This window comes from Rhizobium sophoriradicis, from assembly GCF_003939025.1.
Classification (GTDB): domain Bacteria; phylum Pseudomonadota; class Alphaproteobacteria; order Rhizobiales; family Rhizobiaceae; genus Rhizobium; species Rhizobium sophoriradicis.
In genome coordinates, this window is sequence record NZ_RQIH01000004.1 from 140,587 (window position 1) to 155,116 (window position 14,530).

Below are 14,530 nucleotides of genomic sequence, written 5' to 3' on the forward strand. Positions count from 1 at the left end.
CTATAACAGATAGCTCACCGGTTCGTTGCGAACCGGATGCGGAAAGACGCCCATTCCGACGCCGAAAATCGACTGCAGCGTCTCGGTCTGCATGATCTCGGCGGGCGTGCCTTCGGCGGTGATCCGGCCGCGGTTGAGCGCGATGATCGCATCGCAATAGCGCGCGGCCAGATTGATGTCGTGCAGCACGACGATGACGGTCAGCCCGCGTTCGTGGCTGAGTTCCTTGACCAGCGAGAGGACGCTAGCCTGATGCGCGAGGTCGAGCGCCGAGGTCGGCTCGTCGAGCAGCAGGCAGCGGGCATCCTGCGCGAGCATCATGGCGATCCAGGCGCGCTGGCGCTCGCCGCCGGACATGTTGGCGACGAGACGATCGGCGAAATCCTCGAGCTCGGTGCGGACGATCGCCTCGTCGACCTTGTTGCGATCCGTCGCCGTGAAGCGGCCGAGCGTGCCGTGCCAGGGGAAACGGCCGAGCGCTATCAGTTCCCGTACGGTCATCCCGTCGGTTGCCGGCGTGAATTGCGGCATATAGGCGACGTGCCGGGCAAATTCGCGGGCGCCCCAGTCGGCCGCCTGTTTGCCGTCGAAGGCGACGGCGCCGGCTTTCGGCGCGACCTGGCGGGCGATGATCTTCAAAAGCGTGCTCTTGCCGGACCCGTTCGGCCCCACCAGCCCGTAGATGCGGCCTTGCTCGAGCGTCAGGTCGATACCGTGCAGAATGGATTTCGGCCCGACGGCATAGTCGATTCCCGACAGGGCAAGAAAAGGCGAAGGCATGGTCTGCTCCAGGTTCGGCGCTGCAAATGGATTCGGGAGGGCATGCCCTCCCTTTCCCCGCAGGTTCCTGCAAAACTAAACTGAGATTGTCAACTTACCGCTTTCTGCTGAGCTTGAAGGTGACGGTGCGGGCATCGCCATAACCGCAGACGGTCAGGCCGCCGCAACCCTTGACATATTCCTTGTCGAAGAGGTTCGTCACGTTGAGCGAGGCACCCCAGTCTTCCCTGTCATAGCGGATCGCGGCATCGACGAGGGTTGCGGACGGCACCTTCTCGGTATTGGCCTCATCGGCCCAGGACCAGCCTTGATGGCGCACGCCGGCGCCGAAGCTCATGCCTTCGAAGGCACCCGTCGTCAGCGTATAGTCGAGCCAGAGCGAGGCGGTCACCTTCGGGACGATATAAGGTGAATTGCCGACGAGGGCCGGGTTGGCCTCATTCTCTGTCACCTCAAGATCCGTATAGGCAAGCGAGGCGAGAACCTTCCAGTTCTCGTTGATATTGACCTTGCCTTCGAGTTCGGCGCCGCGCGAGACGACTTCGCCGAGCTGGCTCTGGGCGAAGGTCGCCGGATTGGTGACGGTGTTGTTGCGCTTGGTGATGTGGAAGACCGACGCGGTCAGCGAGCCGTCGATGAAGCTCGGCTCATATTTGATGCCGCCTTCGAACTGCTCGCCTTCCTCCGGCTTCAGCGCGCCGGATACGCCGGTGCCGATCAGCGGGTTGAAGAAGGTCGCGGCGCTGACATAGGGTGTCAGGCCGTTGTCGAACTCATAGGCAAGGCCGATGCGGCCGCTGACGGCGCTGTCGTTGGTGCTGAAGGTCGTGCCGATCACGGCATCTTGGTCGATATCGACATAATCGTAACGGCCGTTCAGCGTCAGCAGCCAGCCATCACCGAAATGGATGCGGTCCTGGGTATAAACGCCGATCTGGTTCTTGGTGACGATGCCATCGGCATAGACGAAATTGGCGCCTTGCGTCGTGCCGTAGACGGGATCGGTGGCACTGATCGGATTGGAGCCGCAGCAGGCCTGCCAATTGTCGAGACGGTAATAGGTGTAATCGAGTCCGACGAGAAGATTGTGCGTGGCGCCGCCGATGTCGGTCTCGCCTTCGAGCCGGTTGTCGATCGAGAACGTGTCGACGCCCGAGCGCCCCTCGAAACCGATGCGCGCCAGCTGATAGTCCGGACCCGTCGGCACGCCGCCGACCCAGCCGTTCAGGTAGGGGCCGATTTCATGTTTGTCGAGCCGGCCGTAGCGGAGATTCTGGGAGAACTTGATGCCGTTGTCGAACTCATGCGCGAATTCGACCCCGACCATCTTCTGAACATAGCTGCCGTCGTCGATGTCGGGCTCGCCATAAAAGGCGTCGCGGTCGATCTTGCCGAACGGCGCATCCTCGACGGTGCCGACATAGGGGAAGAAGCCGTTGCCGGTATGCACCTGATCGAGGCCGGCGAGGCTGCCCCAGACCGTCAGGCTGGTGGCGTCATCCGGCGAAATGGTCAGCTGCGGCATGATGAAGCCGCGGAAATCCTCGGAAAAATCCGAATAATTGTCGCCACCCGCAACCTTGCCGGTGATGCGGTAGCTCATCGCTCCGCTGGCGCCGATCTTGTCGGAGACATCGAAGCCGGTGAATGCGTTGCCGTTGCCGTTGCTGTTGATGCCGATCTCCGTATAGAAGAGCGGCTCGTCGAGCGGGCGCTTGCGGACGAGATTGACGATGCCGCCGGGATTGGCGCCGCCGTAAAGTACCGAAGCCGGGCCCTTCAGCACTTCGACGCGCTCCAGCATGAAGGGATCGAGCTGGAACCCGCCGAAGCCGTAGCTGAAAAGCGTCAGATTGTCGAAGAAGACACCGGTCTGGCCGGCGTCGAAGCCGCGGATATAGAACCAGTCGGTGTCGCCGTCATTGCCAAAGGGCTGCGAGGTGACACCCGGCGTATAGAGCAACGCCTCGTCGATCTTGTTGGTGATGCCGCGATCGTCCATTTCCTCGGTGCCGACGACGGAGACGGACTGCGGGATTTCATTGAGCGGCGTATCGCTCTTCGAGCCGGCGGAGGAGTTCTTGGCGACATAGCCTTTCACGGGGCTGGTCGCGGTGTCGCCGCCGCCCTGGATGACGATCGATTCGAGCGTCGTCGACGTCGCCTCCTGCGCCGCGGCGGCGCCCGCCATCAGGCCGGCGATCGCAACGCCTGCCCACAGATTTAGCTTGAAATTGCGACCCCTGGTCTGCCCGCGCATGTCTTGTCTACCCACTCGTGCCGCGACGCTGGCGCGGCGAAGCCCTAATAAGGTGAGCGTTTAACTCAATTTTACCGGCTCGGCTTGTCCGGATCGGGGAAATTTGAACGTTTTTGGGCAATTCTCCGGCTCGCAAACAATTGCCCGATGACCGTTGCAATTAGGCAAGCTGGGCCTTTTTCCAGCAGGCCGGCGTGCTGCCGACATGCTTGCGGAAGACGCGGGTGAAATGCGCCTGATCGGCAAAGCCGGTTTCGGCGGCGATCGCGGTCAAGGCATATTCGCTGTCGACGAGCAGGCGCTTGGCCCTGTCGAGCCGGGCATTGGTCTGCCACTGATGCGGTGCGATGCCGGTCGAAGCCTTGAAAGCATGGCTGAAATGCGATTGCGACAGGCCGGTCAGGCTGGCGAGTTCCTCGAGGCGGATGTTGCGCAGGCAGTTTTGCTCGATGAAGTCGGTGGCGCGGCGAAGCTGCCAGGAGGCGAGCTTGCTGCGTTTGCGCGGCACGGCCTTGGAAAGCTTCAGCACGTCGATGATCAGCGCCAGCGCGAGGCCGTCGCCATAGAGATCGTGCAGCGGCTCCGGATTGAGGCATTCGGCCGCGACCAGCTGCGCCAGCGCCAGCAGGCGCTCGTCGGAGAAGAGAAGCTGCGGGCTTCCGAGACGACGCGGGTCGATATCCTCCATCAGCCGGCGGCTGATCGTGTCGGCGTCGAAATGGACGTCGAGGTGGCGCACCGAATGCACGCCGGTGAGATCGGCCCAGACTTCCATGCCGGCCGGTACATAGGAGATCGGCCGCTTTTCCGCATCCTGGACGGCGCCCTCGGCCTTCGGCGACAGCTTGATGCGCGAATTGCCCGGTCCGCGTTTGTCGAGCATGATGAAGAGCCGCGGATCCCGTGAGACATAATAGCCGCCGGCATAAGCGGCGCATTCGACGTCCCAGACATCGGCGACGATGCCGTTCCATTGGCGGCGATGCACGCCGCCAATGACGGAGAAGCCCTGGATCTTGTTCTGCATCCGCGGTTGAAACGTCATTTCCATTTCCGCCTCCGGCCAAGCGGCCGAAGATAAACCTTCAATTAATACTCAAGTTTATTACAGCAGGCGGAACCGGATGACAATCACCGAATGAGGTCCGGATCCGGGAATGGAAAGCCGCGATCGATCAGGGCTTCGTCACTGCGAAACGGAGCTGGCTGTCGCCGAGGAGGATATCGATCTCGCCTGGCTCCGTCAGTTCGATCGCGCCGCTCAACGTGCCCGTGGTGATCAGCGCGCCTGCCTTCAGCGATGTCTCCGGGCGCAGGCCGTCATTGGCGTAATCGACGAGCCAGGTGAGAACGTCGCCCTTCGGATGCTGCGCCGGACCATCATAGATCGTGCGGCCGGCATGGGTGACCTTGAGCGGCGTACCGCCGGCGGTATCGACAACACTTTCGTCGAGCTTCGGGCCAAGCACATAGCCGCTGTTGCCGAGGCGGTCTGATGTAAACAGCAGAAAGGAGATGCTGCCGCTTTCCCTGACCGCACTGACCAGCAGCTCGGCGCCGAGATGGACGGCGGAGATCGCCTCGACCACTTCGGCGCGGTTATAGGCAGTGCCGGTGCGGATCGGCAGATCCTTGCCGAGGCGCACGGCGATCTCGGTTTCGAACTTCATGCCCGGATACCAGGGGATGCCCGCGCCCGAGGCGGCTTCGGCATAGGGATGCAGCGGACCGGTGACCGCCTGACCCTGCGGCGAGACCGTCACCTTCCAGGCATTGCTGCAAATGCCGTCGGCTGCAGTCAGGAAATTCTGCGCCTCCATCGCCTGATGCAGATCGGCCGGCAGCGTGAAAGTGCCGGTTTCCTCCTGTCGGCCGGCTTGGCGCAGGCTGTGCAGTCTGGCGGCAAGGGCGCGTGGATCGAATGCCTCTGTCATGCTGTCTCCTCGAGCTGATTTTCGAGGCGCACACTAACGGCAGGGCAGCAATGAACAAGTGGGTCTTGGGCCGAAGTTGGAAAAGCTCTTACTCCATCGCCGCGTACCAGCGATCGCGATAGGCGGAAAGCCCCGCGATTTCGGCCGGCCGAACATGCGTCTCGGCGCCGGATACCGGCCGGATGCCGGTGAGAAGGGCAGCACCCTGGCTGGTGCCGGTCGAGCCGGGAAGAGCGAGGACCGCGCGGCCGGCAAGGGCGGCCAGCAGCTTCAGATAGATTTCGTTGAGGGCAAAGGGCCCTTCGACGATGACCGGACCTTTGGCGCCGATCAGTTCGAGGCAGGCATCGGTCATCAAGGCGAGATAGAGGCAGGCGGCGGCATGCCGCTCCCGGCGGCTCGCCTCTTCCGCGCCGATCCAGCGGCTGGTCTTTCCGGGAAAAGGTCCGGAACCGGGGGCGATGTTGGGCAGCAGCATCAAGCCCTTTTCGATGACAGGGCCGATCGCCGCCTGGGCCGCCTTTTCATCGACAGGGCCGATTTCGGCCGACAGGATTTCGAATTCCCGCCCACCCATGAAACGCGAGGAGGGGACGGCCCGGCCATAGGCATCGACATTGGCGAGCGCATCGCGTTTGGCATCGAGGTGATCGAGATCGCCGCCGACGCCGAAATTGATCACCCAGGTGCCGGTGGAGACAACGGCGAAGGGGGCCTCGCGATGGACGAGATGCGGCAGCAGCGAGGCATTGGAATCGTGAATGCCGCAATAGACCGGCACGGGGGCTGCGAGCCCAAGCTCCGCGGCAATCTCGGGCAGCACCGGCCCGAGCGCATCGAAGGCGGAACGGATAGGCGCCATCATCGCGCGGATGCCGAGCCTGTCGACGAGCGAGGAATAGCCGCCGATCTTCGGGTTCCAGAGGTCGGTATGGCAGCCGAGCGAGGTCAGCTCGTTGGCGGCGACACCGGTCAGCCGCGCCGTCCAATATTGCGCATAGGTGAGGATGGTCGCCACGTCCGCGAATTCCGCGGGAAAGGCGGTTCTCTGATAATGCAGCTGGGCGCCGACATTGAGGCCCATCGAAAGGCGCGGCGAGAAGGTCTCGTCGAAGGAGGGGCGCAAGGCCGTATAGGCATCGCGGATCGCTTGCGGATATTCGTGTTCGTAGTCGATGACAGGCATGGCGAGCTGACCGTGCCGATCGAGCAGCGCGGCGGCGGCGCCATGGGTCGTGATTGAAATGGCGTCGAAACCGGGTTCCCGCGCCAGCGTCTTCAGGGCATCAAGCGCGAAGGACCAGAGAGCCTCTATATCGTAATGCGGGTAGGGACCGGTTTTGATCGTAATGTTCGGCCGTTTCAGGACGGCGATCTCGGCGCCCGTCCCGCTGTCGAGAACGACGACCTTGGCATTGGTCTTGCCGATGTCGAGAACGGCGATGCGGCGATAGGGGGCGGCGGTCATGGCATATGGAAAAGGGTGACGAGGTCGCTTTGAACCGGCGAATTATCGGGATTGGTCGCCATAATGTCGGCCATGTGCGCCCACCATTTCTTCATGACGGGATGTTCCGGCAGGCTCGCCATCGTATGGTCCTTCGGCCGCGTCAACACGCCGAACAGCGTGTTGGTGTCGCGGTCGAGATGGATGGAATAGTCGCTGGCGCCGGACTGGTGCAGGAGATCGACCAGTTCCGGCCAGATCTCGTCATGCCGCTTGCGATATTCGGATTCCATGCCGGGGTTGAGCTGCATCTTGAAGGCGTGTTTTTCCAATGTCATCGGGAGCTCATGAGCTTGATGCGGCGGGCGATGATCGGGATGGCGATCGTGATGATGAGGAGAAGGCCGATGAAGATCGACATGACGATGCCGGGCACATTCAATAGGCCGAGGCCGAAGGTGACGAGGCCCATGACGAAGGCGGCGATGACGACGCCGCCGATCCTGCCGGAGCCGCCGAGGATCGAAATCCCGCCGAGCACCACCATGGTGACGACCTCGAGTTCCCAGCCCTGGGCGATCGAAGGCCGGGTCGAGCCGAGGCGCGAGGTCAGGCAGACCGCGGCGACACCGCTCATGATGCCGGTCAGCAGGAAGAGGATGAATTTGACGCGCTCGACCGGGATGCCGGAGAAGCGGGCAGCGAAATCATTATTGCCGATCGCATAGACCTGCCGGCCGAAATTCGTCGCATGCAGCAGGACGGCGAAGAGGATCGCCACGACGATGAAGAGCACGAATTCGAAGGAGAACACCCAGACGACATAACCCTGGCCGAAATAGGCGAAATCGGCGGGATATTTGCCATAGGCCTGGTCGCCGAGCGCGATATAGGAAATGCCGCGGAAAAGGCTCATCGTGCCGATAGTGACGACGATCGACGGCAGTTTCAGCACGGAGACGAGCACACCGTTGAAGATGCCGCAGGCAAGGCCGGTGCCGATGCCGATCAGCACAAGGCCGGGCGTGCCGATGCCGGCTTGAGCTGCCGCTCCCATCGCCGTCGAGGCGAGCGCGATGATCGCGGCAACCGAGAGGTCGATCTCGCCTGAGATGACGAGCAGCGCCATGGCGAAGGCAATCATCGCCTTTTCGGTGAAGTTGAAGGTCGCGTCCGAGAGGTTCCAGGCATCGAGGAAATAGGGCGACGCCAGCGAATTGAAAATGAAGATCAGGACGGCGACGCCAAAGAGCAGCACTTCCCAGCTTGCGATGATGCGGCGGAAAGGTGTGCCGAGGCGGTCGGGGATGATGCGCTTTTCGGACGGCATGGAAACGGCGCTCATGCTGCGGCCTCCGTTCTGGTGTCGGCTGCGGCGCGGTCGCGCAGGATGATGCGGCCGCGGTTGCGCTCGCGTCGGGCGTTGAAGGCGACGGCGAGGATGATGACGGTGCCTGATATCGCCATCTGCGTGAAGGGTGAAATACCGATGACCGGCAGAGCATTCTTGATGACGCCGAGGAAGAGCGCGCCGAGGACCGTGCCGGCGACCGAGCCGACGCCGCCGGCAATCGAAATGCCACCAATGACGCAGGCGGCAACGCTGTCGAGTTCGAAACCGTTGGCGATATCGACATAGGCGACGGCATAACGTGACACCCAGAGATAGCTGGCAAGACCCGCCAAGGCACCCGAAAGGACGAAGGCAAGGAATTTCGTCCGGCCGGTATCGATGCCGGCATAGACCGCCGCGGTCGGATTGCCGCCGGTCGCATAGGCCGAGCGGCCGAATTGGCTGTAGCGCAGCAGCATGTACATCAGCGCGACGATAATGATCGCGACCCAACTCAGCACCGGCAGGCCGAGGATCGGCGTACGGGGAACGGCGAGGAAGGTCGGCGTCATCTGATGCGCGTTGACCCAGGCTCCGCCAGAGAGCACGAAGGCCATGCCGCGATAGATGGTGAGCGTGCCGAGCGTCACGACGATCGGCGGGATCTCAAGACGCCAGACGAGGAAGCCGTTGATCGTGCCGAGTGCCGCGCCGATGACGATCGCTGTGAGGATGAGCACGACGAGCGGCAGGCCCGGATATGCGGCATTCATCATCGCGATCGCCATGCCTGTGAAGGCGAGATTGGCGGCGACCGACAGGTCGATCGATTTCGTCAGGATCACCGTCATCTGCGCCAGCGCCAGGATGATCAGGATGGAGGTATCGTTGAAGATGCCGGCGAGATTGTCCGGCGTTGCGAAATCGGCTGCCCGCGTCGAGAAGATCGCGATCATCACGACGATGATGAGGAACAGCAGGGTTTCGCGTTTTCTGATCAGTCTTGCCATGCTTCTACCTCATGCATTGCCGGTGGCGGCGCGCACCAGCGCTTCCGGCGACAGTTCGGCGCGTTCGAAAATTCCGGCCGAGAGGCCTTCTTTCATGACGAGGACACGGTCGGACATGCCGATGATCTCCGGCAGTTCGGACGAGACCATGATGATCGACAGGCCTTCGGCGGCGAGTTCGCTGATGAAGCCGTGCACGGCCGCTTTCGAGCCGATATCGATGCCCTTGGTCGGTTCGTCGAGGATGATGACCTTCGGCGCCGTCGCCAGCCATTTGCCGATGACGACCTTCTGCTGATTGCCGCCCGACAGCGTGCCGACTGGCACGGAAAGCGCGGCGGCGCGCAGATCCAGCCGCTCGGCATATTTGCGGGCCAGCGCGAATTCGTTCGCAGCCCGGAGGAAGCCGCGGCGCGAGGTGCGGGCGAGCGACGGCAGCGTCATGTTCTGAAAGATCGGCATCGGCAGCGCCAGGCCATGGCGGCCGCGCTCCTCCGGCACGTAGACGATGCCGGCGCGGATCGCGTCCTGCGGCGAATGGATGGTGATCTCGCGGCCTTCGAGCATCATCGTGCCGGAAAGCGGCTTGGTGATACCGAAGAGCGATTGCGACAGTTCCGAGCGGCCGGCGCCGATCAGGCCGTACACTCCGAGAATCTCGCCCTTGCGCAGGGTGAAGGAAATGTCGCGGAATTCGGTGCGGTGGCTGTAGTTGCGGATTTCCAGCGCCGGGCCGCCAATGGCGACATCGATCTTCGGGAAGACATTCTCGACGTCGCGGCCGACCATCATCCGAACGATTTCGTCCTGCGGCGTTTCCTTGAGGCGTCCCCGGCCGACGGCGCGGCCGTCGCGGAAGACGACGAAATCGTCGGCGATCTCGTAAAGCTCGTCGAACTTGTGGCTGATGAAGAGGATCGCCTTGCCCTGTTCCTTCAGACCCCGGACGATGCGGAAGAGATCGTCGATCTCCTTGCGGGAAAGGGCGGCGGTCGGCTCGTCCATGATGACGATGCGGGCCTCGATCGATAAAGCGCGCGCGATCGCCACCAGGTGACGCTGCGCGATCGAGAGGTCCTTGAGCCGGATCGTCGGGTCGATATTGCTTTCGAGCGCGGTCAGCAGCGCCTTCGAGCGGCTGTTCATCGTCTGCCAGTCGATGGTGCGCAGGCGCGTGCGCGGCGCATGGCCGAGAAAGATGTTTTCGGCCACCGTCAGTTCGTCGAAAAGCACGGTTTCCTGATGAATGGCGGTGACGCCGGCGTCGATCGCGGCCTGGGCGCTGGCGAAACTCGTCGGCTGGCCGTCGACGAGGATCTCGCCTTCGTTCGGCCTGTAGATGCCGGTCAGGATCTTGACGAGCGTCGACTTGCCGGCGCCGTTTTCGCCGATCAGTGCGGTCACCGTGCCGGGATGGAGGGCGATGCTGACATTGTCGAGCGCCTTCACACCAGGAAAGATCTGCGAGATGCCGCGCATTTCCAGGATCGCGGGCGCATCGCCGGTTTTGCTGTCCGTGACGGGTTGTTGAAAGGCAGCGTTCATCAGATTTCTACCAGTGTCAAAAGGGAAATCCCGGCGGCATCGAGCCGCCGGGTTCTACGCGTCGGCTCCGGATCAGAAGACCTTGGAGAACTGGTCGATGTTCGAAGCATTGTAGACGAAGGGATCGGCCATGGCGGCTTCGCCGTTGTCGCCGACCTTGATCTTGCCCATGCGGCCGGCATTGATCTCGCTGCCCGGCTTGCCGTCGGTCTCGCCCTTGACGAGGCGATAGGCGATCTGGGTTGCGGAATAGCCGAGATCGATCGGGTTCCAGATGGCGAATTCCTTCGTGGCGCCGGACTTGATCGCGCCGGCCATTTCGGACGGCAGGCCGAGACCGGTGACGTAGACCTTGCCGACAAGGCCCTTGTCTTCGACGACCTTGGAGGCGGCGAGAACGCCGACCGTCGTCGGAGCGACGATGACCTTGACGTTCGGGTTCGACTTCAAGAGGCCTTCGGCTTCACGATAGGACTTGTCCGAGAGGTCGTCGCCGTAAACCGTGGTGACGAGGTTGAGGCCCGGGAAGTCCTTGAGCTGCTTCTTCATCTGGTCGATCCAGATGTTCTGGTTGGTCGAGGTAGTCGTGGCCGACAGAATGGCGAAGTCGCCCTTGCCGCCTTCCAGATGATTCTTGGCGAGCGTCAGGCACATCTTGCCGATCAGCTCGTTGGACGAAGGATTGAGCTGCAGGATGCGACCTTCCGGGGCGACGCCGGAATCCCAGGAGATGACCTTGATGCCGCGCTGGGTCGCCTTCTTCAGCGCCGGAACGAGCGCGTCCGGATCGTTGGCCGAGACGGCGATGGCATCGACGCCCTGGGCGATCAGCGAGTTGATGACTTCGATCTGGCCTTCGGCCGTCGTCGAGGTCGGGCCGGTATAGATCACCTCGACGCCGCCGAGTTCCTTGGCGGCTTCCTGGGCGCCCTTGTTGGCGGCGTCGAAGAAGCCGTTGCCGAGCGACTTCACGACGAGGCCGATCTTGATGTCCGCGGCGGTTGCCGTGCCGGCCATCATGGCAACGGCGAGCGCTGCGCCGAGCGCAAGTGTCTTTGCGAGTTTCATGTTACTTTCCTCCCATTAAGATTAGACTTCCCACCTCGGCGGCGCCTCATGCGACCGACGAGGAATCCTCCTTGGCAAGCTGGGCCACCGGGCTTGCGACGACGAGCCGGATGCCGGCATTTTCGACCATGCGAGCCGCCTCTTCCGAAATCCCGTCGTCGGTGATGACCACAGACACGCGGTCGAGCGCGCAGAGAATGAGGCTCGACCGGCGATTGAATTTGCTTGAATCGACCATGACGACGAGTTCATCGGCCTGGTGCATCAGCTTCTGCTCGCTCTGGATGACGAGCGCATCCGCCTCCATGATGCCAAGCGGGCCGACGCCCTGCGCGCCGATGAACATGCGCCGCGCATAGAAATTGCGAATGGCGTCATTGTCGAAAGGCGACAGGATCAGGCTCTGCTCGCGATAGATCGCGCCGCCCGGCACCGTCACCGTGTTTTTGGAATGCTTCACCAGATGTTCGGCGATGGCAAAAGAGTTGGTCATGACCTGCATGCGATGGCCGGCCATGTAATGCACCATCTGGAACGTGGTCGTTCCGCCGTTGATGATGATCGCGTCGCCCGCCTCGCAGAGATCGACCGCCGCACGTGCAATTGCGCGCTTTTTATCGATGTTGACCGATTCTGAAACCCGAAAGGGCCGGCCGGCAAGGCTGCCGAGCTGCGGCGGATGCACCGCTTCCGCGCCGCCGCGCACACGGCGGATCTTGCCCTGCACATGAAGAGCCGCAATATCGCGCCTGATAGTCGCTTCAGAAGCCTCCGTCAGCTCGGAAATGTCCTGGATCGTCACGACCGACTTTTCCTGAACGGCGCTTAATATGATGCGATGACGTTCGCGTTCGTGCATTGGGCTCCTCCTCTTGTCATATTTATTTCGCATCCGTTAAAGACTGTCAATCACAAACGATCATAAATTTTCATATTGCGATGCAGCACAATCGAATCTGATCGTTTTCGATTGACAACCGTGGTTTCGATGCGCGATACCGTGAGCGAAAGGGCGCGCTGATTGCGCCCCCGACAAGCCTGATATGGGAGGATGACATGGCGGCGAACGTCCGGCTTCTGGAAAACCGGTGGGATGATGGTTACGCGGCGGGCCTCGACGAGCCCGGCAAGCTGCTCTATCGCTCGAATCTGCTCGGTGCCGACAAGCGCATCACCAATTACGGCGGCGGCAACACCTCGGCGAAGGTGATGGAAACCGATCCTCTGACCGGCGACAAGGTCAAGGTGCTCTGGGTCAAAGGATCGGGTGGCGACGTCGGTACGATCAAGCTCGACGGTTTCGCGACTCTCTACCAGGACAAGCTGGAATCGCTGAAGTCCATCTACAAGGGTGTCGAGGACGAGGATCGCATGGTCGGCTTCCTGCCGCACTGCACCTTCAATCTCAACGGCCGCGCTGCCTCGATCGACACGCCGCTGCATGGTTTCGTTCCCTTCACCCATGTCGACCACATGCATCCCGACGCCATCATCGCCATTGCCGCGTCGAAGAATTCGAAAGAATTGACGCGGGAGATTTTCGGCAACGAGATCGGCTGGCTGCCCTGGCGCCGTCCGGGTTTTCAGCTCGGCCTCGATCTCGAAGCCTTCGTCAAGGCGAACCCGAATGCCAAGGGCGTCGTACTCGAAAGCCACGGCCTCTTCACCTGGGCCGATGACGCCAAGGCCTGCTACGAGCTGACGCTCGACATCATCAACAAGGCGATCGTCTGGTTCGCCGAAAAGACCCAGGGCAAGACAATTTTCGGCGGCGCGGTCACTGAAAGCCTGCCGGTTGCCGAACGCCGCGCCATCGCCGCCCGGCTGATGCCGGAGATCCGCGGCCGCATCGGCAAGCAGGAGCGCAAGCTCGGTCATTTCGACGATCAGGACGCCGTGCTCGAATTCGTCAATTCCAGGGATTTGCGCCCGCTCGGCGCGCTCGGCACCAGCTGCCCGGATCATTTCCTGCGCACCAAGATCCGGCCGCTGATCGTCGATTTCGACCCCGCCAAGCCGGATGTCGATGCGATCGTTGCCGGCCTCGACAAGGCGCTGGAAGATTACCGCGCCGACTACGCACGCTATTACAACGACTGCAAGCATGACAATTCGCCCGCCATGCGCGATGCCAATCCCGTCATCTTCCTCGTTCCCGGCGTCGGCATGCTGTCCTTTGCCCGCGACAAGGCAACGGCCCGCATCGCCAGCGAGTTCTATGTCAACGCCATCAACGTCATGCGCGGGGCATCGACGGTCTCGGAATATCAGGGCCTGCCGGAGCAGGAGGCCTTCGATATCGAATACTGGCTGCTCGAAGAGGCCAAGCTGCAGCGCATGCCGAAGCCGAAGAGCCTTGCTGGCCGGGTGGCTTTCGTCACCGGCGGCGCCGGCGGCATCGGCAGGGCGACGGCCGCGCGCCTCGTCGGCGAGGGCGCCTGCGTCGTGCTTGCCGATATCGACCAGGCGGCTCTTGAAGCCACCGAGGCCGATTTCGTCAAGAAGTTCGGCGCCGACGCGGTGCGCAGCGTCCGGCTCGACGTCACCAAGGAAGAGGCGGTGATCGCCTCCTTCGCGGAAGCCTCGGTCGAATTCGGCGGTATCGATATCCTCGTCTCGAATGCCGGCATTGCCTCTTCCGCGCCGATCGAAGCCACCGAGCTTGCGACCTGGAACCGCAATATCGACATTCTGGCGACCGGCTATTTCCTGGTGTCGCGCGAAGCCTTCCGCCTGTTCCGCCGTCAGGCGCTCGGCGGCAACATCGTCTTCGTCGCCTCGAAAAACGGCCTTGCCGCTTCGCCGAATGCCTCTGCCTATTGCACCGCAAAGGCTGCCGAAATCCATCTCGCCCGCTGCCTGGCGCTGGAAGGTGCCGATGCCGGCATCCGCGTCAACACCGTCAACCCGGACGCCGTCCTGCGCGGATCGAAGATCTGGAGCGGCGAATGGCGCGAACAGCGCGCCGCCTCGTCGAAGATCGAGGTGGACGATCTCGAGGAACATTACCGCAAGCGGTCGATGCTGAAACTCAACGTGTTTCCGGAAGATATCGCCGAGGCGATCTACTTCCTCGCCTCGGACCTTTCGGCAAAATCGACCGGCAACATCATCAATGTCGACGCCGGCAACGTCCAAAGCTTCACGCGCTGA

At 62.3% G+C, this 14,530-nt stretch carries 12 protein-coding genes; 1 reads left to right on the plus strand and 11 read right to left on the minus strand.

Features of this window, described 5'->3' with window-relative positions; translation table 11 throughout:
- The 11 genes from EFR00_RS07615 to EFR00_RS07665 form a co-directional block, all read right to left on the minus strand.
- Positions 1-780, minus strand: a complete 780-nt coding sequence (locus EFR00_RS07615) for an ABC transporter ATP-binding protein (protein WP_077989674.1) — start codon at positions 778-780, stop codon at positions 1-3.
- Between the two features lie 94 nt (positions 781-874).
- Positions 875-3,040, minus strand: a complete 2,166-nt coding sequence (locus EFR00_RS07620; protein ID WP_077989673.1) for a TonB-dependent siderophore receptor — start codon at positions 3,038-3,040, stop codon at positions 875-877.
- 160 nt (positions 3,041-3,200) lie between these two features.
- On the minus strand, positions 3,201-4,085 hold the full coding sequence (locus EFR00_RS07625; protein ID WP_077989772.1) for a helix-turn-helix domain-containing protein: 885 nt from the start codon (positions 4,083-4,085) through the stop codon (positions 3,201-3,203).
- A gap of 130 nt (positions 4,086-4,215) precedes the next feature.
- A complete protein-coding gene (locus EFR00_RS07630; RefSeq protein ID WP_009992196.1) occupies positions 4,216-4,974 on the minus strand; it encodes a fumarylacetoacetate hydrolase family protein in 759 nt (252 codons plus the stop codon).
- An 88-nt stretch (positions 4,975-5,062) separates the two neighbouring features.
- A complete protein-coding gene (locus tag EFR00_RS07635; protein ID WP_077989672.1) occupies positions 5,063-6,442 on the minus strand; it encodes an FGGY-family carbohydrate kinase in 1,380 nt (459 codons plus the stop codon).
- Positions 6,439-6,759 carry an L-rhamnose mutarotase gene (rhaM, locus tag EFR00_RS07640; RefSeq protein WP_040111472.1) on the minus strand — a complete coding sequence of 107 codons (321 nt, stop codon included), beginning with the start codon at positions 6,757-6,759 and terminating at the stop codon, positions 6,439-6,441. The genes EFR00_RS07635 and rhaM overlap by 4 nt, the downstream gene beginning before the upstream one ends.
- Positions 6,756-7,766, minus strand: coding sequence for an ABC transporter permease (locus EFR00_RS07645; RefSeq protein ID WP_009994056.1), 1,011 nt, complete (start codon positions 7,764-7,766; stop codon positions 6,756-6,758). The genes rhaM and EFR00_RS07645 overlap by 4 nt, the downstream gene beginning before the upstream one ends.
- Complete coding sequence (locus tag EFR00_RS07650; RefSeq protein WP_077989671.1) at positions 7,763-8,764, minus strand: ABC transporter permease; 1,002 nt, start codon at positions 8,762-8,764, stop codon at positions 7,763-7,765. The genes EFR00_RS07645 and EFR00_RS07650 overlap by 4 nt, the downstream gene beginning before the upstream one ends.
- 9 nt (positions 8,765-8,773) lie before the next feature.
- Positions 8,774-10,309, minus strand: a complete 1,536-nt coding sequence (locus tag EFR00_RS07655) for a sugar ABC transporter ATP-binding protein (protein ID WP_077989670.1) — start codon at positions 10,307-10,309, stop codon at positions 8,774-8,776.
- Between the two features lie 72 nt (positions 10,310-10,381).
- Positions 10,382-11,377 (minus strand): rhamnose ABC transporter substrate-binding protein, encoded by a 996-nt coding sequence (rhaS, locus tag EFR00_RS07660; RefSeq protein ID WP_077989669.1) that lies wholly within the window; start codon positions 11,375-11,377, stop codon positions 10,382-10,384.
- A gap of 46 nt (positions 11,378-11,423) precedes the next feature.
- On the minus strand, positions 11,424-12,236 hold the full coding sequence (locus EFR00_RS07665; RefSeq protein WP_011428144.1) for a DeoR/GlpR family DNA-binding transcription regulator: 813 nt from the start codon (positions 12,234-12,236) through the stop codon (positions 11,424-11,426).
- 197 nt (positions 12,237-12,433) lie between these two features.
- On the opposite strand from EFR00_RS07665, the gene EFR00_RS07670 reads away from it, so the two are divergent.
- On the plus strand, positions 12,434-14,530 hold the full coding sequence (locus EFR00_RS07670) for a bifunctional rhamnulose-1-phosphate aldolase/short-chain dehydrogenase (RefSeq protein WP_077989668.1): 2,097 nt from the start codon (positions 12,434-12,436) through the stop codon (positions 14,528-14,530).

Bases quoted from the DNA above. Each gene is read 5' to 3' on its own strand.
- EFR00_RS07615 (WP_077989674.1), bottom strand. From the start codon at position 780: ATGCCTTCGCCTTTTCTTGCCCTGTCGGGAATCGACTATGCCGTCGGG.
- EFR00_RS07620 (WP_077989673.1), bottom strand. From the start codon at position 3,040: ATGCGCGGGCAGACCAGGGGTCGCAATTTCAAGCTAAATCTGTGGGCA.
- EFR00_RS07625 (WP_077989772.1), bottom strand. From the start codon at position 4,085: ATGACGTTTCAACCGCGGATGCAGAACAAGATCCAGGGCTTCTCCGTC.
- EFR00_RS07630 (WP_009992196.1), bottom strand. From the start codon at position 4,974: ATGACAGAGGCATTCGATCCACGCGCCCTTGCCGCCAGACTGCACAGC.
- EFR00_RS07635 (WP_077989672.1), bottom strand. From the start codon at position 6,442: ATGACCGCCGCCCCCTATCGCCGCATCGCCGTTCTCGACATCGGCAAG.
- rhaM (WP_040111472.1), bottom strand. From the start codon at position 6,759: ATGACATTGGAAAAACACGCCTTCAAGATGCAGCTCAACCCCGGCATG.
- EFR00_RS07645 (WP_009994056.1), bottom strand. From the start codon at position 7,766: ATGAGCGCCGTTTCCATGCCGTCCGAAAAGCGCATCATCCCCGACCGC.
- EFR00_RS07650 (WP_077989671.1), bottom strand. From the start codon at position 8,764: ATGGCAAGACTGATCAGAAAACGCGAAACCCTGCTGTTCCTCATCATC.
- EFR00_RS07655 (WP_077989670.1), bottom strand. From the start codon at position 10,309: ATGAACGCTGCCTTTCAACAACCCGTCACGGACAGCAAAACCGGCGAT.
- rhaS (WP_077989669.1), bottom strand. From the start codon at position 11,377: ATGAAACTCGCAAAGACACTTGCGCTCGGCGCAGCGCTCGCCGTTGCC.
- EFR00_RS07665 (WP_011428144.1), bottom strand. From the start codon at position 12,236: ATGCACGAACGCGAACGTCATCGCATCATATTAAGCGCCGTTCAGGAA.
- EFR00_RS07670 (WP_077989668.1), top strand. From the start codon at position 12,434: ATGGCGGCGAACGTCCGGCTTCTGGAAAACCGGTGGGATGATGGTTAC.